General features: G+C 42.0%; 23 protein-coding genes. 14 read left to right on the top strand and 9 right to left on the bottom strand.

The window, feature by feature from the left end:
• Window positions 1-60: 60 nt before the first annotated feature.
• The 5 genes from K7A41_RS20885 (at window position 61) to K7A41_RS20865 (ending at window position 4,959) form a co-directional block, all read left to right on the top strand.
• On the top strand, window positions 61-906 hold the full coding sequence (locus tag K7A41_RS20885; protein ID WP_265715337.1) for a hypothetical protein: 846 nt from the start codon (window positions 61-63) through the stop codon (window positions 904-906).
• A gap of 24 nt (window positions 907-930) precedes the next feature.
• Complete coding sequence (locus K7A41_RS20880; RefSeq protein ID WP_265715336.1) at window positions 931-1,347, top strand: c-type cytochrome; 417 nt, start codon at window positions 931-933, stop codon at window positions 1,345-1,347.
• Window positions 1,348-1,357: 10 nt separating this feature from the next.
• Entirely contained in the window at window positions 1,358-1,912 is a 555-nt protein-coding gene (locus tag K7A41_RS20875) for a YceI family protein (protein WP_028070125.1), read from the top strand.
• 18 nt (window positions 1,913-1,930) lie between these two features.
• The gene (locus K7A41_RS20870) at window positions 1,931-2,860 is read left to right on the top strand and encodes a DUF5777 family beta-barrel protein (protein ID WP_265715335.1); all 930 of its coding nucleotides are present in this window, start codon (window positions 1,931-1,933) and stop codon (window positions 2,858-2,860) included.
• Between the two features lie 218 nt (window positions 2,861-3,078).
• Window positions 3,079-4,959, top strand: coding sequence for a PAS domain S-box protein (locus K7A41_RS20865; protein ID WP_265715333.1), 1,881 nt, complete (start codon window positions 3,079-3,081; stop codon window positions 4,957-4,959).
• Window positions 4,960-5,037: 78 nt separating this feature from the next.
• Here the strand turns inward: K7A41_RS20865 and K7A41_RS20860 are convergent, their stop codons facing one another.
• Window positions 5,038-5,421 carry a hypothetical protein gene (locus K7A41_RS20860; protein ID WP_265715332.1) on the bottom strand — a complete coding sequence of 128 codons (384 nt, stop codon included), beginning with the start codon at window positions 5,419-5,421 and terminating at the stop codon, window positions 5,038-5,040.
• A gap of 310 nt (window positions 5,422-5,731) precedes the next feature.
• Between K7A41_RS20860 and K7A41_RS20855 the strand changes: the two genes are divergently transcribed.
• Complete coding sequence (locus K7A41_RS20855; RefSeq protein WP_265715330.1) at window positions 5,732-6,205, top strand: ankyrin repeat domain-containing protein; 474 nt, start codon at window positions 5,732-5,734, stop codon at window positions 6,203-6,205.
• A 54-nt stretch (window positions 6,206-6,259) separates the two neighbouring features.
• Here K7A41_RS20855 and K7A41_RS20850 read toward each other — a convergent pair whose 3' ends face one another.
• A complete protein-coding gene (locus K7A41_RS20850) occupies window positions 6,260-8,452 on the bottom strand; it encodes a catalase (RefSeq protein WP_265715329.1) in 2,193 nt (730 codons plus the stop codon).
• Window positions 8,453-8,466: 14 nt separating this feature from the next.
• Complete coding sequence (locus K7A41_RS20845; protein WP_265715328.1) at window positions 8,467-9,015, bottom strand: ferritin-like domain-containing protein; 549 nt, start codon at window positions 9,013-9,015, stop codon at window positions 8,467-8,469.
• A gap of 238 nt (window positions 9,016-9,253) precedes the next feature.
• On the opposite strand from K7A41_RS20845, the gene K7A41_RS20840 reads away from it, so the two are divergent.
• Entirely contained in the window at window positions 9,254-9,499 is a 246-nt protein-coding gene (locus K7A41_RS20840) for a hypothetical protein (RefSeq protein ID WP_265715327.1), read from the top strand.
• A gap of 5 nt (window positions 9,500-9,504) precedes the next feature.
• On the opposite strand, the gene K7A41_RS20835 is transcribed toward K7A41_RS20840, so the two are convergent.
• Window positions 9,505-10,185 carry a DUF421 domain-containing protein gene (locus K7A41_RS20835; RefSeq protein ID WP_037533351.1) on the bottom strand — a complete coding sequence of 227 codons (681 nt, stop codon included), beginning with the start codon at window positions 10,183-10,185 and terminating at the stop codon, window positions 9,505-9,507.
• Between the two features lie 382 nt (window positions 10,186-10,567).
• The gene (locus tag K7A41_RS20830) at window positions 10,568-11,536 is read right to left on the bottom strand and encodes an ROK family protein (protein ID WP_028070116.1); all 969 of its coding nucleotides are present in this window, start codon (window positions 11,534-11,536) and stop codon (window positions 10,568-10,570) included.
• A 192-nt stretch (window positions 11,537-11,728) separates the two neighbouring features.
• On the opposite strand from K7A41_RS20830, the gene K7A41_RS20825 reads away from it, so the two are divergent.
• The 3 genes from K7A41_RS20825 to K7A41_RS20815 all read left to right on the top strand — a co-directional run bounded on the left by K7A41_RS20825 (window position 11,729) and on the right by K7A41_RS20815 (window position 13,592).
• The gene (locus K7A41_RS20825) at window positions 11,729-12,283 is read left to right on the top strand and encodes a DUF4382 domain-containing protein (protein ID WP_265715325.1); all 555 of its coding nucleotides are present in this window, start codon (window positions 11,729-11,731) and stop codon (window positions 12,281-12,283) included.
• A 132-nt stretch (window positions 12,284-12,415) separates the two neighbouring features.
• Window positions 12,416-12,592: a DUF6496 domain-containing protein gene (locus K7A41_RS20820; protein ID WP_162835072.1), complete on the top strand. Its 177-nt coding sequence runs from the start codon at window positions 12,416-12,418 to the stop codon at window positions 12,590-12,592.
• Window positions 12,593-13,229: 637 nt separating this feature from the next.
• On the top strand, window positions 13,230-13,592 hold the full coding sequence (locus K7A41_RS20815) for a hypothetical protein (protein ID WP_265715322.1): 363 nt from the start codon (window positions 13,230-13,232) through the stop codon (window positions 13,590-13,592).
• Between the two features lie 76 nt (window positions 13,593-13,668).
• On the opposite strand, the gene K7A41_RS20810 is transcribed toward K7A41_RS20815, so the two are convergent.
• Together K7A41_RS20810 and K7A41_RS20805 are read right to left on the bottom strand one after the other, a co-directional pair.
• Entirely contained in the window at window positions 13,669-15,027 is a 1,359-nt protein-coding gene (locus tag K7A41_RS20810; RefSeq protein WP_265715321.1) for a Gfo/Idh/MocA family protein, read from the bottom strand.
• 325 nt (window positions 15,028-15,352) lie between these two features.
• Window positions 15,353-15,802 carry a protein-disulfide reductase DsbD N-terminal domain-containing protein gene (locus tag K7A41_RS20805; protein ID WP_028070111.1) on the bottom strand — a complete coding sequence of 150 codons (450 nt, stop codon included), beginning with the start codon at window positions 15,800-15,802 and terminating at the stop codon, window positions 15,353-15,355.
• 717 nt (window positions 15,803-16,519) lie between these two features.
• Here K7A41_RS20805 and K7A41_RS20800 point away from each other — a divergent pair.
• Window positions 16,520-17,017 (top strand): DinB family protein, encoded by a 498-nt coding sequence (locus tag K7A41_RS20800; protein WP_265715320.1) that lies wholly within the window; start codon window positions 16,520-16,522, stop codon window positions 17,015-17,017.
• Between the two features lie 112 nt (window positions 17,018-17,129).
• Here the strand turns inward: K7A41_RS20800 and K7A41_RS20795 are convergent, their stop codons facing one another.
• Window positions 17,130-18,056 (bottom strand): 2-hydroxyacid dehydrogenase, encoded by a 927-nt coding sequence (locus tag K7A41_RS20795; protein ID WP_265715318.1) that lies wholly within the window; start codon window positions 18,054-18,056, stop codon window positions 17,130-17,132.
• Window positions 18,057-18,133: 77 nt separating this feature from the next.
• On the opposite strand from K7A41_RS20795, the gene K7A41_RS20790 reads away from it, so the two are divergent.
• On the top strand, window positions 18,134-18,901 hold the full coding sequence (locus tag K7A41_RS20790) for a DUF4382 domain-containing protein (RefSeq protein ID WP_265715316.1): 768 nt from the start codon (window positions 18,134-18,136) through the stop codon (window positions 18,899-18,901).
• 81 nt (window positions 18,902-18,982) lie between these two features.
• On the opposite strand, the gene K7A41_RS20785 is transcribed toward K7A41_RS20790, so the two are convergent.
• Entirely contained in the window at window positions 18,983-19,366 is a 384-nt protein-coding gene (locus K7A41_RS20785; RefSeq protein WP_197734438.1) for a YidH family protein, read from the bottom strand.
• A 240-nt stretch (window positions 19,367-19,606) separates the two neighbouring features.
• Here K7A41_RS20785 and K7A41_RS20780 point away from each other — a divergent pair, with 240 nt between their 5' ends.
• Together K7A41_RS20780 and K7A41_RS20775 are read left to right on the top strand one after the other, a co-directional pair.
• Window positions 19,607-20,164, top strand: coding sequence for a hypothetical protein (locus tag K7A41_RS20780; RefSeq protein WP_265715312.1), 558 nt, complete (start codon window positions 19,607-19,609; stop codon window positions 20,162-20,164).
• Window positions 20,165-20,234: 70 nt separating this feature from the next.
• Entirely contained in the window at window positions 20,235-21,089 is an 855-nt protein-coding gene (locus K7A41_RS20775) for an AraC family transcriptional regulator (protein ID WP_265715311.1), read from the top strand.
• Window positions 21,090-21,161: the final 72 nt, after the last annotated feature.

Here is a 21,161-nt window from a genome sequence, read left to right as displayed (position 1 = left end):
TTCCTCCGCCAAGGCAACCTCCGCCTGTAATCTATCGTAATATCTCAAAACGTAACACCAATGAAAACGAACGAAAAAAATGTCACAAAAACCGCTTTAACAATTTTAGCGCTGTTTTTCTTTTTCTCTTGCTCCAAAGATGAAGAGCAGGATAAAGTTCAGCCCGGAGGCATACAGGTCGTTGCCAATAGCCGCTTCGGCAACATATTAACAGACGCAGAAGGCAAAACCCTCTACTTCTTTTCCAACGACACAAAGGCTACCTCAACGTGTAAGGGCAATTGTTTGGCCACCTGGCCGGTTTATTACAGTAGCCAAACAAGTACTGACCTGAAACTTGACAAGAATCTGATTGGTGAAATCACTCGGGAAGATGGGGCCAAACAAAGCACATTTAAAGGTTGGCCGCTGTATTATTACGCCGGTGATAGTCAGGTTGGCCAGGTTAACGGCGATGCTATGAATAAAATCTGGTATGTTGCAAAACCCGATTATGTATTAATGATTGCCAATGGCCAGCTAATTGGACATGACGGAAAGAATTATTTGGGAGATTATAGCGAGGGCACAGGGCCAACCAGCTACCTCACCGACGATAAAGGTAGGACACTTTATGCCTTCAAACCCGATAAATTCAATAAAAACACCTATACAGCTTCAGATTTTAGCAATGACGCTCTCTGGCCAATTTTTCAAAACGAGACTGACTCGTTACCCTCACTGTTGAGGACAGATGATATGGCTGTTATCAACGTATTCGGAAGGAAACAATTGACATATAAAGGTTGGCCATTATATTATTTTGGTCAGGATCAGCAACGTGGAGACAATAAAGGAGTCAGCTTTCCGAAACCAGGTATCTGGCCGGTTTTGAACAACACGACGACAACGGCGCCCACAAATTAATTGAATTAAAAGTTAGCATAAGGAATGATGAACGCCCAAACTTTACCATTAAAACGAAATCATCGACGCAACTACAGTTTAACGACGATTGTCGTCTTGATAATAGCTTCCATCATCACACTCGAAGGTTGTACTAAGAAGCAAGCGGAAGAACTTACGCCCGACCCTGGAGGTGAAAACGAAACGGTCACAACAGCAAATGTCTCGTATGACAATTTTGTCAAGGCCCTTTTTGAAACCAATTGCGGTTCCTGTCATGGTACTGGTCGTCCTGCCAGTGCCCGATGGGCGTTCAGCGGCTACACTTCGGTCAAAGACAATATTGAAAAAATTAATAACGCCGTATTGATCACCAAATCCATGCCCATAGGCCGGTCGCTGACCATGAAAGAATTAGAACTTCTAGATGCCTGGATTAAACGCAATACACCGGAAAAATAACACCAACACTATGAAGAAGATTAACATATACACATTTATCCTGCTTTTGTTCCTTAAGATGACAACGTTTGCACAACAAACAAGCTCATTTATAGCAAAGGATGCAGATATCGCCTTCTTTAGTAAAGCTCCCTTAGAAGACATCGAAGCAAAAAGCAGCCTTGCTGTTTCGGCAATGAATATCAGCACGGGAGATATCATCTTTCGGGTAAAAAACACCTCTTTCCAGTTCGATAAGAAGCTGATGCAAGAACACTTTAACGAAAACTACATGGAGAGTGAAAAATACCCTATTACTGAATTTAAGGGTAAGGTCGAAGGGGCACAAAAACTGACGAAAGACGGAAGCTATACGCTCAACGTATCAGGCACACTCCAGACACACGGAGTCGCAAAACCTTACACCACTATGGTCGTATTCCATGTTAAAGACCACATAATAAAGGCGTCAGCCAATTTTCAGCTTAAGCTTGCAGACCATAAAATCAGTATCCCATCTATCGTGGGAAAAAAAATAGCCGAAGTGGTAAAAGTCAGCGTGAATGCGCTTTACAAACAACAGTAAAAATACAACACAGCGAACATGAGAAATATACTATGGATTGGCCTGTGCCTCCTTTCGGCAAGAACTTTCGCTCAAGAAGACCTTGATAAGCTCATATCGATAGCGGCATCGAAAAACGAAAAAGTAACTTCAACATTTAAATCTGGCAACCTCATCAACTTAAAGACAACCGAAACAATTCATCGCAAAGAAATGGATTTTAGGGTCGACCATCGTTTTGGCGATATTGCCGGAAATGCTGGTGGTGTAAAAAATTTTTTTGGGCTAGACAACTCAACAGATATTAGAATAGGCTTTGATTACGGCCTGCTGGACAATCTCAATGTCGGCATCGCCCGGGCAAAGGGAGCGACGGAAGTCAGACAACTTTATGAAGCCAATGTAAAATACCGTTTTTTAGACCAAACCGTTGATAATAGTATTCCTGTATCTGTTGCACTGTTTGGAAGTACGACGGTGTCTGCCATGCAGGCTGCCGAAGATCAGCATTCGGCAGCAAGTTTTGGGCATTTTAGTGACCGGTTAAGTTATGTAACCCAACTGATCATTGCCAGAAAATTTAGCTCAAAATTATCATTGTCCTTAGTTCCATCCTACCTGCATCGCAACTATACTGCTTACAACGACCAAAATGACCTTTTTGCTCTGGGCGTAGGTGGACGGGCGAAAATCAGCAACCGTGTCGCGCTTGTTGCCGACTATATATTCCCTTTCCGGAAGTCGTCGTCCAAACAATATCGCGAGGACCTAACCGGCCAGCCTTATTACAATGCGCTAGGTGTCGGTCTTGAGATGGATACGGGAGGTCATATCTTCCATCTTAATTTTACCAATGCGACGGCCATTCAGGAATCCCAATTTATCAGTGAGACCAATAGTACCTGGAGCAAAGGCCAATTCCGATGGGGATTCAGCATTGCCCGCCGTTTTAGTTTTAATAAAGATTAACCAGAAAACCTTCTGATCACCACACGACGGTGGAGGTCGACTTTAAACCTCTGCCGTTCCATTGAAAAGAGCAGTGAGGGATTCAGCCATATAAGCAAGTTCAAATCCGTACTTTAGGTATATATCGCATATAAAAATGAGGCTAAGAACAGGTAATGACAAATAAATAATCAATACCTTTATCCGTTTAGAATTGTGTTTGATACCAGATAAAAGATATGACGCCTGAAGATCGAATATTACAGTTAAATCAAGAGAATGCTCAACTAAAACAAAAAGTGTCGGAACTTTCCGAGTTTATTGAAAACGCGTCCATGCCTCTTCATTGGGTGAATGGAGAAGGTATTATCGTGTGGGCTAATAAGGCCGAACTTGAATTGCTTGGTTATGAGAAGGAAGAGTATATCGGTGCAAAGATACAGGATTTTCATCAAGACCAAGATATTATTGCCGAGATCCTTCAGTTATTAGCCGATAATGAACGGGTCAATGACTATCCTGCCGTCCTCAAATGTAAAGACGGATCGCTCAGACATGTGATCATTAACTCCAGCGCCTTGATCAAAAATGGCGAATTTGTTCATTCCATGTGTTTTACCAAAGATGTAACGGCAGCAATGCTGGCTGAAGAGAGAAAAAATAAACTGACAGTTCTGCTCGAAGAAAAGGAAGAACGGTTACGCTTGGCGATGGCTGCAACAGGGCTCGGAACTTGGGACTGGGATTCAGAAAGCAATATGGTGTATCTTTCTGAGCGGTCGAAGGATATCCTGGGCATAGGGACAGATGCGATTTATGCTGACAACCTCTTAGACATCGTCCATGTAGATGACAGAAGTTCAGTATTTGAACCCGTCAAACAACTCAGTGACAGTAGCTCCGACGGACATTTCGAATTTACAGGCAGAATCGTAAAAAATCACAGGTATTCAACAGCTTGGGTAAAAGTGCAAGGTGCCGCTTACTTCAGTGATGGAAAAAGATCCCGCAGAATAATCGGCACAATAATGGACATAACAGATCAAAAAAAAGCGATCGCAAAAAGTGCGGAAATGGCAGCAATTGTCAATTCATCGTATGATGCAATTATCGGAAAGACATTAGCAGGCATCATCACAAGCTGGAACGACGCTGCCGAGAAGCTATTCGGATATAGATCAAGCGAGATAATCGGCCGATCCATCTTGACGTTGATTCCAGAAGACAGGCAGCAGGAGGAAGACTACATTTTAGCACAAATGCGGAGAGGTGAGTCGATCAAACATTTTGAAACGGTACGCCGGACAAAAAGCGGAAAACTAATTGACCTGTCATTGACCATTTCCCCTATTAAAAATGAAGGAGGAGAAATAATCGGAGTCTCTAAAATTGCCAGGGATATCACTGAAAAAAAACAGGAAGAGCGAAGGAAAAATGCTTTTATATCTATGGCTAGCCATGAACTTAAAACTCCGCTAACGAGTGTCCTGCTCAGTGCACAGCTTATGCAAAAACATGTGGAAAAATTTGGCCAGATCGGTAATACTATCGGACAAAAAATTGAAATTCAAGTAAAAAAGATGATGGGGATGATCCAGGATTTTTTAAGTATGGCAGAAGTCGAAGGTGGAAAACTCCAGCTCCATAAATCGTGCTTTCAGCTGGCCTCTTTAATGGAAGAGTGCAAACACGATTTTGACACAGTCTCCACCAACCACAAAATCGAGATGACCTGCGACGCTTCCATTGAAATTTTTGCTGACCGCAACAAAATCGGCCAGGTATTGACCAACCTTCTCGGCAACGCCATTAAATATTCTCCTTCTGGTGGGACCGTAACAATAGGCTGTAAAAAGGTGGGCAATCGAGTGCGTATTTATGTACGTGATGAAGGCATCGGAATTGATAAACATCATCAAAATAAGTTATTTCAGCCCTTTTACAGGGTGGATAATCTTAATACAACTACCATATCTGGTTTCGGAATCGGCCTATATCTTGTGGCGGAAATACTCCTTAGCCACAACACCCGCATTCAGGTTGAAAGCGTGAAAGATAAAGGGTCAACATTTTATTTTGAGTTGTTGGAACATGGTTGCCCCAAAAAAGAGATTTTATAAGGCTGCTAAAGCTCACCATTTGGAATCCCAGATGATGAGCTTATTTATCATACCTAAACCTGCTTTCTTAGCTACTTTCTACACCGCCCAGTCAAACGGCTTTGTACAAGGATCACATTCAAATTTTAGCACCTTACCTAAGCTACGCGCTTTTTTCCCTTTTTTCACAAACACATAAGCGAGATCCAGATACTCTTCCACTTCGTTCCCACTGTCATCCCTCCCCTTTAAGATCACAGAGTAATATTTGCCGTCACTGTCTTTTTTATAAAACACTTCGTTAACAGTGACTTTTTTGGGAGTTTCATTGTCACAGCAACTGCACCACAAAATAACAATGGGCTCTTTTTTAAGATAGGTCACTGCCGCCTCTGCCTGGGCCTGTGTCAATGCCTGTAGCTGATCTGCTCTGGACAACAGTGCAGTACATATAAACAAAAAAAATAAAATGGTCTTTTTCATCTGTATAATTTATTTGTAAATAACATTAGGTACTGGCACGAGCCGACCCGACAATTGGTCGCCTTGTACCTTAGAATAGAATACATATGGAAATTTTTATATTTCAAAGGATCAGCAATACAAATATTGTGCCTTTCATATGCCAAAGCCTGGCACGTTTTAAACGATGTTGGAGTAAAGTGTATACTATGTTGACTGACGCCCCACTCGAAAGTCTTTAATTTTACAAACGTTTATGCCGTAGCTCCTGTTATCTAGAAGATAACCGAAGTAAGCTCTTTGGACTGTAAAACACTCAACATTTAATCTTATGACAGACACGACACATGTGATTATCCACGCGGCCCGGCTGGGCAATCTGGAGGTTCTGGAGGAACTTATACGGCAAAACGCGGATGTAAACTGCCGTGACACCAAGGGATACACGCCACTGATAATAGCCTGTTATAACAACAGGTATGAAGCAGCAAAATTGCTGCTCGAAGCCGGAGCTGATGTCAACGCACAGGACAATGGTGGCAATACCGCGCTGATGGGGGTAGCATTCAAAGGATACACGGATATTGCTGAACTACTCATACGTTTCGGAGCAAACCTGAATATGCAGCATGGGAATGGTGGGACGGCGCTTATGTTTGCAGCCATGTTTGGCAGAAACGACGTGCTCAAGCTCTTGCTCGAAAGCGGAGCAAATAAGGCCTTGCTCGATGTCCGCGGCCTGTCTGTCTTGGACCTGGCTGCACAACAGGGCAATGTTGCAGCCATCGATATCTTGCAAAACTGATGTTTATCTTCACAGCGAAGCCCGCTTTTTGGCGGGCTTCTAATTTTGCGTTTTTTAAGCAGGAACCTGCCTTGGTTTTTCGCGGTCCCAGAATCTGTGCTGTGCAATAGCTTTAATAAATTTATCGGCCAAAGCATCTGGGTTCTCTTCGACAACTATACCTTCAGCCAGCACTGTTTCCTCTGAAAATTCTTCGGGGAGTTTATCGAAAAAATAAGTAGCTTCCAACACCTGAACAGCTTCCTTATCCGCAGCAATTGCTTTGCAATGTTTAAAGGCTTCGTTGAGAAAATGAACTGCATTAGCTTCAGCTTCCAGCGTAGCCACACTATTCTTCCCGCCCGGTACATAAACGGCATCATACAACACCGATGCTCCGGTCAGAAAACTTTCCTCCACAGCTATTTTCGAATTATCCGATGCAATGATCTCACCTAATTTAGGAGCAATGACATGAACAATACCTCCAGCTCCGGTGATCGCATCGCTAATAGCCATCACAGAAGCCGCATTAACGCCATCGGCCGCCAGGATAGCAATCTTGCGGCTGACAATACTGTCTTTTATCGTATTCTTCATACTCAAAGCTTCAGACTTCCTCACCTTCCCTTCCACCTGTATAGGTTCATAATCTGCGGGATCTCCATCTGCAGGAATACTATGATTGATCGGCTTTTCGAGTTCTTGAGGGATTTGGAGGCCTAACGCAAACGCAACCCCAGCGGCCAGCCCTTTGTCGATTAAGGATAATATACCGACCATACGCTGCCGCACAGCTACGGTCTTTACCTTTCCGAGTTCAAAGCTGAACGCATCAATGATATGATTTTGCTCAGGCTCAGACTGACTATGGTAAAACAATCTTGCCTGACTGAAATGATCACGGAAGCTGTCGCTTCGTGCACGAACCTTCCTGGCATCAATACGTTCCTGATAGCTGGTAAACCCGCCCTGCGCTTCCTTTACCTGAACCGGATCATTATTGCCTAGCGAGTTAGGCCCGTAACTTGTCTTGCCTCTGTCTATCCGCTGCCGCATAAAACCATCACGCTGGTTGTTATGGGAAGCACTGATCGGCCGATTGATGGGTATCTCATGAAAGTTAGGCCCTCCTAATCGGATCAATTGTGTATCCGTATAAGAAAATAGCCTTCCCTGAAGTAGGGGATCGTTGGTAAAATCTATACCGGGGACAACATTTCCAATATGGAAAGCGACTTGTTCTGTCTCCGCAAAGAAATTATCGGGATTACGGTTCAGTGTCATTTTGCCTATCCGTTGAACGGGCACTAGCTCTTCTGGGATAATTTTTGTCGAGTCCAGCAGATCAAAGTCAAACTTAAATTCATCGGCTTCAGGAACTATCTGTACACCCAACTCGTATTCTGGGAAAGCGCCACTCTCAATCGCATCCCATAAATCCCGCCGGTGGAAGTCGGGATCCTTTCCTGAGATATTCTGTGCTTCATCCCACGCAACCGAGTGTACTCCCAATAACGGTTTCCAATGGAATTTTACAAAGTTCGCTTCGCCCTTTTCGTTAATAAAACGGAATGTATGTACACCAAAGCCCTCCATCATCCGATAACTTCTCGGGATAGCTCGGTCACTCATCAACCACATGATCATATGTGCGGACTCGGGCATCAAGGAAATAAAATCCCAGAAGGTATCATGGGCAGAAGCTGCTTGTGGAATCTCGTTGTCCGGTTCAGGCTTGACAGCATGCACCAGATCAGGAAATTTCATTGCATCCTGAATAAAGAACACGGGCATATTATTACCCACTAGATCGAAATTACCCTCCTGCGTATAGAATTTAACTGCAAACCCGCGTACATCCCGTGCCAGATCGGTAGAGCCTCTGGAGCCTGCGACAGTGGAAAAACGCACAAATACAGGCGTCTCTATTTCTGTATCGTTTAAAAATGCGGCTTTCGTCAGATGCCCAAGAGGCTTATATAGCTTGAAAACGCCATGTGCACCTGAGCCTCGGGCATGTACCACGCGCTCAGGAATACGTTCATGATCGAAATGCGTTATCTTTTCTCTAAAGATAAAGTCCTCTAATAGAGTAGCTCCGCGATCTCCAGCACGCAGCGAGTTTTGATCGTCATTTATTTTGACTCCTTGATCGGTAGTCATGTTTTCGCCGGCCGCATCCGATATATGCTGATTTAAGCTTTTGATCTTTTCGTTTTCCGGCTGTTTGGTCTGTTTCGGTTGGGTCTCTCTTTTCTTCGTCATGATACTGTTGATATTTACTCGCCTGCAGCGATATAATTAATTTCATTTTCAGCAACCTCAGTCAATAGCGCATCCGCGGTCTGTTCCTCAGTTAGTGTCTGTTTCAGTAGTACCACCGCTTCATCTAGACCCAATGTCGTCGCCAGACGAAGCAAGCCCAAATAACTCGCTATCTCATAATGCTCGACTTTTTGTGATGCTAAAATAATCCCAGCATCCCGTGTGGCTGTCCCCGCTTCTGTACTTCCTATTACACCTTCCGCCTCCTTTGTCAATCCTTCCATAGCATCACATTTCTTAGCCAGTGCTTCTTTGTCCAGTAATTTAAATACCTGTTCCAGTCTGGCTACATGTCCTGCAGTCTCTTTTAAATGATTTTCGATCGTTGCTGCCAACGCCGTCGACGTGGCTGCCTTTATCATTTTTGGCAACGATTTAACAAGATGATTTTCTGCCCAATAGAGGTCCATGAGCCCATCTATAAAAAGTTCCTGAAGTGCAGGTTCAACTGTAGCTGTACCTTTCGTTTTGAACTTTGGCGTTGTTCCAGTTTCATTTTTCATAATCCAACGTTTAGAAATGTTAATAACACTAAGTTTTACTCATATTGAACAAGGGGCGTAGCCGAATCGTTTACTTTTTGTGTCGAATGTCATTCGCCTCCTCCTACACAGTTGTAAAAGTCACAGCGATAAGGTGAAAATTATCAATAAACAAACGTACTCTTTCCGTTATCTTCCGTATTAAATACTGATCTCATGGCTCAATATCTGTAGACATATCCTGGATAAATTAAACTTTATGGAACAATATAGATTAACAGATTGGCAAAGAATATTAATCGGCGAAGCGCCGGCCGTATTTCTCTTGGAGGTGCTCTTCCGATCACTTCTCATTTTCTTTGTGCTGCAACTCGTAATACGAGGAATGGGCAAACGTATGGCGGGACAGCTTACTATTTCAGAAATGACGGTGATGATTACATTAGGCGCCATAATAGCAGCACCTATCCAGCTACCGGATCGTGGACTGATCCTGGGAGATTAAAAAACCTATACCCGTTTATTTTTGCAGGCTTTGGCCCATTGTTTCCGCTGACAGCGAGAACAGCTTACCGAATCATTTTCAAATCCGGAAATTACATACCCACAATACATGCATGCAAATGGCCCCTCAGAAGTGCGGATATCTACGCTTTTATAAGAGGAAGGGAATAGCGGCAGGCCGTACTTGACCTCTTCGTCCGGATAGAATAACACACTTAACGTACCATCGATTTCCAAGACACCTTCTTTAACCTGTCCGAGATGTTCCACATTTAAATTTCTTAATTCCGAAAAGAACTCCATTCGGGAAAATGTATTATCATTTTCATGCTTTATATCGAATACGCCATCCTTTACAACCGGTAGGACCTTTCCTTCCAACAACTGGGTAATCTTCTCCGATTTAGAGGTAAGCCAGGTGATTATTTTGTACACACAGATGACACATATAAAAACAATGATCGCATAGAAAATCGGTATATCTTCCTGAAACATGGGGTCACCAGCGGCTGAACCCAAGCTTATTATAATAGCCACTTCAAAAACCGTTAATTGGCGAACACCCCTCCTTCCGGAAAGACGTAAAATAACCAATATGATTAGAAACATGATAACTGTTCTTGCCCCGATCTCGACAAGAAAAGACAGTTCTACACCGTCTGTAAAAATTTTCTGAAAATCAATCATAAGATTCGTGTTGGACAGTCTGTCATAACAATCTTCTTTTAATACAATTAACTTCAGAAAAAGTTCCTAATCATAATAAGTCTGTATTGGCCAAAAGTGAAATAAGCTTTTTTTACAGGTCTGCCCAAGGGATTTCATCGATTGAATAGTATATTGGCAAACCCCGCTCTTTTGCTAGCTTTACATCTCCATCGGCACCTTTCGAATCCCCCTCTATACGTAGCATACAGAAAGCTCATGGTCGGTCAGATCAATGCACCTTTTAATATTATTTAAGATAGACTGGTGATCTATCATTGAACTGGAGCTGAAAGATATGTCATCGGATAGGCTACAGGATTAGAGTCAGAATGAACATATTATTAAAACAAGATATGCATGATTATTTTTCCCAAACTAAAGCACTTGCTCCAAGAATAGCGGCGTCAGCCTCTTCGAGCTCACTGAAGACCAGTTTAACTTTATTTCGAAATAAAGGAAAAAGGTTTCTTTCCATATGTAATTTTGCTGGTTTTAAAATAAAATCGCCGGCCTTGATGACACCGCCAAACAGTAAAATAGCCTCAGGAGAGGAAAACATCACAAAATTTGCCAGTGCTTCCCCCAGCTTCTGTCCTGTGTATCTGAATACTTCTATGGCGATAGGGTCCCCTTTCAAAGCGCATTCGTGTACCGTTTTGGAGTTGATAGCATCTTCAGCATAATCATTCAACATGGATTCGGGAAATTCAGCGCGCATTTTTTTTGCTGTTATCGTTATTCCGGTCGCTGAAGCATAAGCCTCCAGACTGCCCTCTGAGCCTGTACTCCAATGTTTTCTTCCACCGGGCTTGACAATCGTATGTCCTAATTCTCCTGCAAACCCGTCATGTCCATAAATAAGCTTACCACCAGCGACAATACCGCTCCCAACTCCGGTACCTAACGTGATCATGATAAAGTCCTTCATACCACGGGCAGCACCAAACAGCATTTCACCATAAGCAGCGGCATTGGCATCATTGGTAATTGTACAAGGAATATTAAACTTGGCCGTCATGAGGTCACTAAAGTGAATTACCCCTTTCCAGGGAAGATTGGGAGCATGGTCTATGGTCCCCGTATAATAGTTTGCATCGGGAGCACCCACTCCGATTCCGTCAAAGTTCGTTTCACCACCGGCCATTTGAATTAACGGGTAGGCCTTTTCATAAAGCGCGTCGATAAACTCTTCGACACTTGCGTAATCGTCTGTTTTTATACTTCCTCTTTCAAGTACTTCACCCCGATGATTGACCACGCCAAATTTCGTATTGGTACCTCCGATATCTATTCCCAGCGCTACGCGTTTTGATAAATCTATTAATGACATTGTTATTCCTTGTTTCTAAGCCTTAAATTTATAAAAAAGATATTATTTCTGAGAATTAAACGAGATAAACCCAGGAAGGAAAATCATAAATCGCCAGCCCCCTCTCGATGGCAGAACATTTTAATAATTTTTCAAACGCTTTGCTGCTAACTGCTGTTCAATAAAAAGAACTAATTATTACATTCAGTTATTATGTCTACAAATGCATTTATTCTTGTTGCAGCCCTATTTGTTGTTTTTTACAGTTGTCATAAAGACGACAGTCCGTCGCCCCCCCATGCTTCCCTAACCGTCAGATTCAAGGATGCTTCAGATCATTATGATGCGGTATATCTGAACATACAAAAAATCTGGACACGTACCTCGTCTGGAAGTGGTACTCTCCAATCAACGACAGAGCCACTCAATATTAGTTCGATAAAGAAAGATACGGTCATTGCACAGGGAAATGTGCCAACGGGCAAAGTTCAGGAAATAATACTCGAATTAGCAAACGAAGGAAATGAAGTCTGGACAGCCGGTATACGCCATCCCTTGAAAATTGACAAAGACAAATATATTGATGTCAAAATGGCCATAGATGCTGAGATTAGCATTAGTCAGATCAATACGCTCTTTCTTGATTTTGATGTGTTAAAATCAATCGCAAGGACCACAGATGGACAATTCGTACTCAATCCTGTTGTAGAAGGTGTACTAATGAGCAACGCGAATGGACCAATCTCGCATACATATGACGAAGAGTAACGTGAGCCTGCCTAGATATGCAATAAAATCAAAAAAGCCGATTATTTTTTCAAACCATCCTTGTCTCCACAGCGTTCTACGAACGAAGATGTTACCTCAGTAACATGCAAACATCAACTTAAAAATATTGTTATGGCAAAATATTCAAAAAAAGCATCAGAGAAAGTAGAAGAAACGATGCACGAGATGAAAGAAGGAAAATTAAAATCGGGTAGCGGCAAAAAAGTCACTTCGAAAAAACAAGCCGTAGCCATAGGACTTTCCGAAGCCAGAAAGGAAGGCGCTAAAGTACCTAAGAAGAAGTCCTAATAGCGCCATCTATCAATTCCTCCTAATGGTAAATTACTCTACATCGTCACCCTGACCGGACTTTGATCAGCTGGGGATAGAAGATAAATATTCACATTATTTCCATTTCGTTTCTTTAGGTAATATTGAATTTTAGTAGTATCTATATTTGTTGCGCCCGAGGATATCCAAATTTTTCTCTGCCCAGCTTCATCTATAGTCACGACAGTATCGCGGCCTCGCACAATTATCTGCTTTGGTCCCGGTTCCATTATTTTCCCCCCCTCTCTGGTCAATATATGCAAGTTGCCATCTTTGTCTATTAAGTTTGTTTTTTTACTGTTACTACAAGATGCCAGAAGGGACGAACAACATAATGTCAATATAATTATACGGGATACTGTTTCCATAGTTTTAATGTCAGAAGTTTTAATGTCAGATTGGGAAAGCGAAAACAAAGATGCTGCCAAAAAGCTAATTTGACTAAGCTTTCTAAAAATTTTCCGCGTCATTCTTTAAAAGCTAGTTCTGACGAAAAAGAGGTTACTTATACAGAAGCGGCAATGTCAACATTGATTGGCGCATTCGAAACGAATATCAATGATATTTTTTAAAAAATAACCGTAAAAACGTAATTTTAGAGATCAGTATGGTCCTTATGGAAAGAAAAATTGGTTTAACAAAAACAGCAGGCTGGCAGTTTGGCGTCAGGAAGACCGTAAACGCGCCGTTGGAATACATTTGGAATGATATGTTTTCGGAAAATGGCCTAGCGAAATGGGACGAAGGCGTTGACACGGATTTCTCAACTTTTAAAGCGTATTCCCATGTCCGGACCAAATGGAAACTAAACAACTGGAAAAATAAAGCAACTCTTCAGATCAGACTCGTGCAAGGCCAAGCTCCCGAAAAAACAACCATTGCTGTGCATATCGATCAGCTGCTAGATGAAAATCAGCGGAAAGAGGCAAAAGAATACTGGAGCACGATAATAACGCATATTGCTAACGATTATCGCTAGTGTTTAACCTATCCCAGCTGCAATTTTGGAATACCTAAAAAGGTGATACAGCACCTTAAACAGATAAGACGCTTGGCTACGATACGTAAGGGTGTTGCCACGGGGCACGGTAGGGCCTCCGGAGCAAGGCCGTAGCTTCCGGATCACCGATACATATCTTCCGATGCGGATCATATTGCACAGGCCGATTCAGTTGCATAGCCAAATTAGCCAATATACAACATGCGGTGGATATATGCCCTTCTTCGATATCCGCTATCGGAAGATGGTCATTTTCTATTGCCGAGAGAAGATCTAACATATGTTGCCGCGTAGCGGGCGCTGTATGTAACTCTATGCGCGGCTCTTGCAGATCTTCTGGGAACTTTTCTCTTTCATATACAACCTCTCCCCTTATTGGTCTCCCTTCTCCCGTGGGTATATATTCGTATTTCATTACACTTCCTTTTAGCGTACCACGGTCTCCATAAATGATGAATGCCCAGGGATATTCGGGATCAGCCGCATTGCCCCAGGTCCGGTGTTGCCATATACAATTCAGACCCTCGTATTCAAAGATCGCAGTCTGCGTGTCCGCTATGGTCGACTTCCCGTTCTTCTGTACATATATCCCTCCTGTCGCGCTAATTCTTTTTGGCCATTTCAAATGCAATAGCCAGCGGACGGTATCAAACATATGCATACCCATATCGCCCGTAATGCCATTGCCATATTGCATAAATGTACGCCACCAGCCACCATGAGGCAGACCGTCATATGGCCGCAATGGTGCTGGACCTGTCCACATGTCGTAATCAAGAAAATCTGGTATGGGCTGTTGCGGAGGATTACCGTTCTTTCGCATGTGATAATAACAGCACATCTCAACATGGGAAATTTTACCTAGCAGTCCTTGATCAATTACGCGCTCTTTTGCGTTTATTAGATGTGCAGTACTCCGCCGCTGTGTCCCTACCTGTACTTTCCGGTTATATTTTCGAGCACAGCTCAGTATAGCCTCGCCTTCGAGAACATCAACACTGATTGGTTTCTGTAAATAAATATGTGCACCTGAGCGTATAGCGTCGACCGCTTGCCTAGCATGCCAATGATCCGGCGTAGCAATAAGAACCAAGTCCAGTCGGTGGTCGGCAAGCATATCTCTATAATCTTGGTATAACTGTGGATGCTGACCAGATACTTGTTTTTTACTGATGAGCTGCCCCGCCTCCTCCAGATGTTTTTTGTCTACATCACAAACCGCAACGACATCCACATCACGAACTTGTATCAGTCTAAACAAATCGCTCTTTCCATACCAGCCGGCTCCAATAAGCCCAACTTTCATCCGCTTCGAAGGGGTAAGTGATAAACCTTTCGCTTGCAAAGCCGATAACGTAAATAATGCACCGGTGCCTTGAATAAACTTTCTACGGTTTAGATGGTTTTCAATCATGATAATCGGTTTTATCGTCAAGTATAAAGACAACAATTAACGTCCAATAATGTTTAAATGCTGTGCAGCCGATCATCTGCGCTCACCATCTAATCAACATCAGCTTGTATAACTGCAGCATTCTCCATAAAAAAGCCCTAGAGCGGGGAACTCTAGGGTCTTAGCCATATATTAACCTATTTTATGAAAAGTATTTGCAGTAATAACGCAGTACTTTGTAAAATATTTTGTCTGTCTTTGAAATTTTTTAAAAAAATTAAAAATGCTGCTCAGGACTGCTTCCAAAGTTTAGATCAGACTTCAAGAACCATCCATGTGTTTCACTTTATTTGATGGTCACTGCAAACGCATAGTCATCAGGTGGGAGGCATTGTGAGGCATCACAGGCCTGCCATTCAACGGTTCCTCTCACAGTGGCTGTACCTTTTTTCAAAGCCACCTTTTGCTGAAATATGACTTCGTTGGTAAAGTAACCCACGTCCATTTTGAAAACTTCTTCATGTTTTACTTTAGGTTTTGGTTCTGCCATTTTACCGACCAACGCATAATCAGCGCCTTTTGTAAAAGTGAAAGAAGTCGGAATAGGCCCGCCCTCCTTAACGTGCTGGGAATAGATATGCCAACCATTCTGGATACTGGCTTTAACATATACGACAGCCTCTTTGCTGTTTAATTTCTTGCTAGCCACGGTCCATTTTACGGGCCTGTGAATTTGAGCGAATGCTCCGGTCACTGCAAATATGACTGTGACCATTAACAATAAGAACTTTTTCATTTTTTTATTATTTATTCGGTTTATTTCCTACTTTTTTTTCGCTCATTACTCTTCTTTTGCCTGCCTTTCTATAACTTTGGTTCGCTTCATCGCGAAACAGATGTAATAAGCTGTTATACGTTATAAATTTATATATACAATAATCGACATACGCCATATAAATTACAACAACACCCTTACATTACAAGAAATTTTATTGACAATCACACACTATTCAAAATAAAATCAGGTGTTATCTCAGAATTAGCACATTCCTTATATATTTTTTTTGTTGTGATCATTTTACCCAGCCAATAGAGATAAATAGAGTTGAAGGTATAGAAGTGCAAACAACAAACATGTTACAGTTTAATACGAGATATAAAGTTTTTTTGGCATAAAAATAGCAGTATATCAAGCTCATAATTTAGGTTAATAATTGGTTAGATTAAACGTTTGAAGTTCCCCGCTTCAAGCGTTTTTTTTTATCAGCAGCAGATAGTTTCAAGCATCCAGTCTATGGTAAACATTTTTCAGCGAAAACCGTTAATTTAAGGACAATCAAGTGAACGACACATGTAAGGAGACGGAAGTTACAGACAAGGTATAAAATGGAGAACTGCAAAGAATACTGACAGACAGCTGTCATTCACTCCATTAACTTTGTAGTAGTAATTAGGACAGGGTATATGGACAGTTAACATCTATTTACTAAAAATCAATTAAACAAGTTATAAGATGAACACATTGGAACAATTAAAATCTGAACTTCAGAGTGAGTACGAGATTACTAAAAATTTCATTAACCTTTTTCCAGAAGGCAAGAATGACTATGCCCCACATGTCAAGAGCATGAAAATGATGCCCTTAGCCACACATCTAGTTGAAGTTTTTGAATGGCCTAACACCATTTTAAAAACTGCGGAACTTGATTTTGCGGCCGGCGAGTATAAACCAACAGTTTTATCAAATAAAGCAGAGCTCGTCGCAAAACTAGAGCAGGATTTTGAGGCGGGAAAGAGAGCCTTAGACCATGCGCATGAGGAAGACTTATATCCCACTTGGACGATTAAAAATGCAGGCCAAACTCTCGCAAGCTGGACGAAATATGGAGCCATCCGACATGCATTAAATCAGATTACACATCACCGTGCACAATTAGGTGTATACTACAGATTGAATGACATCCCTTTGCCTTCAAGTTATGGTCCCTCCGCAGACTCACAAAGCTTCTAAAGAATTTATGTCTAACGTTTAAAACTCATACCGGAAAAGCTAAGGCTCAGGTTAGTACCCTGAGCCTCCAATTTTCGTTTGATTACACCTGATTTTCCGATGGCACTGGTCATCAGTACCCCTTTTTCCGCGACACCTCATTGAGCAAGGGTTGATTATGCATCATCCTTTTATAATTCTCAACCACTTGGCCTACCGACGATTTTATATTCGTACGGCTCGCCACATGCGGAGTAAGAAATAGGTTTTTAGCTTGCCAGAAAGGATGTTCTTCAGGCAATGGTTCGTGCTGAAATACATCGAGATAAGCTGCTTTTATATTCCCACTGTCCATGGCTTCCAATAAATCCCTATCGACCACATGCCCTCCACGCCCGACGTTAAGCAGAACAGTACCGGGCCCACAGGCTTGAAAAAAGTAGCCATTTAATATTCCGCGTGTATCGGCTGTAAGAGGCAGGATATTGATAATAAAATCGGCGTCTCGAATGGATTCATACAGTGAACCTTCTCCAGAAAAGCACGCTATTCCTTCCAGATCCTTCCGCGAACTTGACCAGCCTCGCACATTAAATCCGAAACGGACTAAACCGGTTGCCACATAGCTACCTATTTTACCCAGACCTAAAACCGTCACTGTTACATCTTCAATAGTCTGATATTCCTGCGGACGCCATCGTTTCAAAAATTTATCTGAAAAGTAATCTGGAAAGTTTTTCATAGAACTCAGGATACAGGTTAAGACATGTTCCAACATATCTTTTTGTAGCATGGGATCCACTATTTTACATATGGTAACCTGCTCGGGTAACAAATCTAAATACAGATGATCCACCCCTGCTCCCGCCGACTGTATTACCTTTAAGTTGGGAAATTGATTATGATACCCCTGATCAGGCTTCCACGCCAGAATAAAATCCACTGTTTTGAAATCTTCTATATGGGGATAAATTTCAACTTTTGTTCCCGGTAGCAAGTTTAGGATCTCCGTTTTCCAATCGTGTGAACGTATACCACTAATGACTAATGCAATACTCATATTTCAATCTTATAACCCAAAAGTACAAATTTGTGTTGGCATAGCTTTTGCGAAACGCTCCGTATAGATGACTAACTATGAAAATAAATTCCATTATCGCTGCGTTAGCAACTGTGTCGTTGCTGGGCAGCTGTAGTTCGGACGATACGCCGTCTACACAAAGAACTCCTGTAACTATTAAAATTACCGATGCCCCCGCCTATTACGATGCGATCGAGTTAAACATTGACGAGATTGAAATCCGTACAACTTCTGGTAGCGAAAGCATTGATGTCGATGGAGGACCATTTAATATCCTAAACTACACGATGGGAAAGGATACTGTTATTGCGGGAGATGATGTCCCTTCGGGTATGATCCAGGAAATTAGGCTAAAACTCGAGGACGAAGGTAATCAGATATGGGTAGATGGTGTTGCGCACCCGCTCAATACACCCAGTGGACAATCTTCCGGCGTGAAGATTAAAATTCAGGACGAATTGATCCCTAACGTCGCCTACACACTCTTACTTGATTTTGACGCATCAAAATCCATTGTAAGGACTGGCAATGGACAATATCTACTGAAGCCCGTCATTCGTGCAATTCCGGTGGCTACCTCGGGTGCAATCACCGGAACTGTGAGTCCTGCAGCTTCATTAGCCCATGTTTTTGCGATCAATGGCACGGACACTGTAGGGACGCTGGCCAATGACGCAGGCAAATTCTATTTTCCCGGCATGCCCGAAGGGACATACAAGGTTAAGGTGGAACCTTCAGCAGAAAGCTATAACACCACCATTAAAGAGGACGTGCAGGTCGTTAAAGGAAGTGTAACAGACGTCGGTATCATCAACGTCCAGTAGATAACTTTAAACGAAGGGGCTACCAAGCCCCTTTTTGTTTGGCTTCATACCAGCTAGAAGCGTCTGAAACACATCTCAAATTCACAGACTGTCTATTAGGTACCAGCCCAATAATAGTCCGATAGTGAGCATGCATGAGGCGATCAGCGCAATCCCATACGAACCATAAGTAAACGTCTCCTCCTCTATCTGTTTGGCTACCTTCCGATATTTAAGGTAGGCCAATACCACAGTAGCAGCCCCGATCAATACAACCGAGACGCCTACGACTCCTGAATACTCATGTTCTATATCAATCTTCGATCCGGTGTTCAGCATCAATGTAATCTGCCGAATAAATAAGGAGAATTTGACAACAACAAACCCGAACCCCATAATACCTAGACTTGTCGTAATCCATGCCAAAAATGTACGTTCATTGGCCAGGTGGTCATTTATTTTTTTTGAAATATCTTTCTCTATCATCGAATCAGTATTAAACAATCTCTTAACGTAGTATCAATAAACCATGTTCCCAGCGATATTGTTTAAAATTGGCGGTGTTTTCGTTCATCTCTGTAAAAAATATCCTCTTTTGTTTCGCTAAAAAGTAGATCAAAGTTGTTTATCTTTAGTTGGGCTAACCAAAATTATGAGAACAGTAGCCTCGAAGGGACAGCCAATACGACGGTTAACCAATAGTCTAGACTAGATGAACAGTATAATATGAATTTTTTAAACTTCTTGAAAGGCACAAACGGTTTAAGGCAAATAGATGTCAGTGAAGATGAAGATTTCATTGACCTACAGCTGGTCATCGTCAGATACTGGAAAGATGAGGATCATAACCACACAATTCAGGCAAAGGGTCTGTGGGGAAAACAGACTGTGGGGATAGAAATCGGCATCCGTCACGACATGAAATTAGGGATAGTGAATACTGAAGTGGACCGTAAAAGATTCTACAAAGAAGGAATATGGTTTCGTTCCATAGGAGAATTAAGTGACAATTTCACCAAGGCACTAAGTACAATGTTTAAAGCAGAATCAACAGATTCCAGGATGTGCAGTTCTGTGGCATCCCTGGCCTTTGTACTTAGTGGTCACCCCGAATATTTTGAAGAGGATTACATCAAAACGAAAGTCTTCTTTGACGAAGCCAATGAAAAGCAACAATATGCCGAATGGTATATTAATATAGATCTCAAGAACAAAATACTTGAACTAAGAGAAAAAGACCCCCAATACAGAAAAAATATTATTAATATACTGACGAATGCGTAGATTTGAACGAATTCATTTGCTTTAAGCAGGGATTAAAACATTGATCATTCAAATCGTCGAGTCTAAAAAAATGCCGAAAAAAAACGCTTCCATCCCATTACATCTATTTCCAGAAGAGTTTAAACCGGGAATCGTAATAAAGAAAACGGCTGTCAAAAATTTACCTGTGAATCGCTTGGACGAAGCACATCGAGATGATTATTATCTATTTCTAATCCTGGAAGAAGGAACAGGTCTATTTGAGATCGATTTTCAGCAATTTCACCTTGGTTCGTCCTCCGTTATGATCATTCAACCTTATCAGGTTCATCGCGGTATAACTATGGATTATAACGTGTTCTCGGTGCTCATGATAAGTACAGAGAACATAAATCCTGACTATGTCAACCTATTGAAGGACATCGGGCCAATTCAGCCTCTTGCCCTTGCCCAGAATACCTTCAAAGTATTGACTGACATCGTCGATCTGTGTCTGCAGCTGAGCGATAGACAACGTGAAAAATTATACACTTCCTTGTTGACAGATAGCTGCAACACCTTAGTGGCATTTATTATTTCACAGTATTTAATGGAATCAAGGAAAGCCGAACCTCAGAACAGGACTGAAATCGTGTGGAAAGAATTTAAGGTTCTATTGGAAAGCGATTTCATTCAAACAAAACAGCCGATGCACTATGCGGAAAAACTCAAAATATCCACCGCATATCTCAACGAATGCGTTAAAAGATCGACGGGGAAACCAGTTTCTTATCATATCCAGCAACGCGTAATTCTTGAAGCCAAACGCTTACTCTATCATTCCAACCAATCCATTAAGGAAATTGCCACCACCCTCGGATATGAGGACTACCACTATTTTTGCCGTGTCTTTGCTAAGGCTGTTGGCGTGACAGCATCGGCATTTAGAAAACGAAACCTCGAATAGTCCAACACTTACCGCTGTTTATCCCTTTTTGCAATCGAGAGATTGGCATTTCTTTGTATCATAAATTTTAAC

Source organism: Sphingobacterium sp. InxBP1 (assembly GCF_026191775.1).
GTDB lineage: Bacteria > Bacteroidota > Bacteroidia > Sphingobacteriales > Sphingobacteriaceae > Sphingobacterium > Sphingobacterium thalpophilum.
Note: the sequence above shows the minus strand (reverse complement) of the source record. Positions and strands in the feature narration are given on the sequence as shown.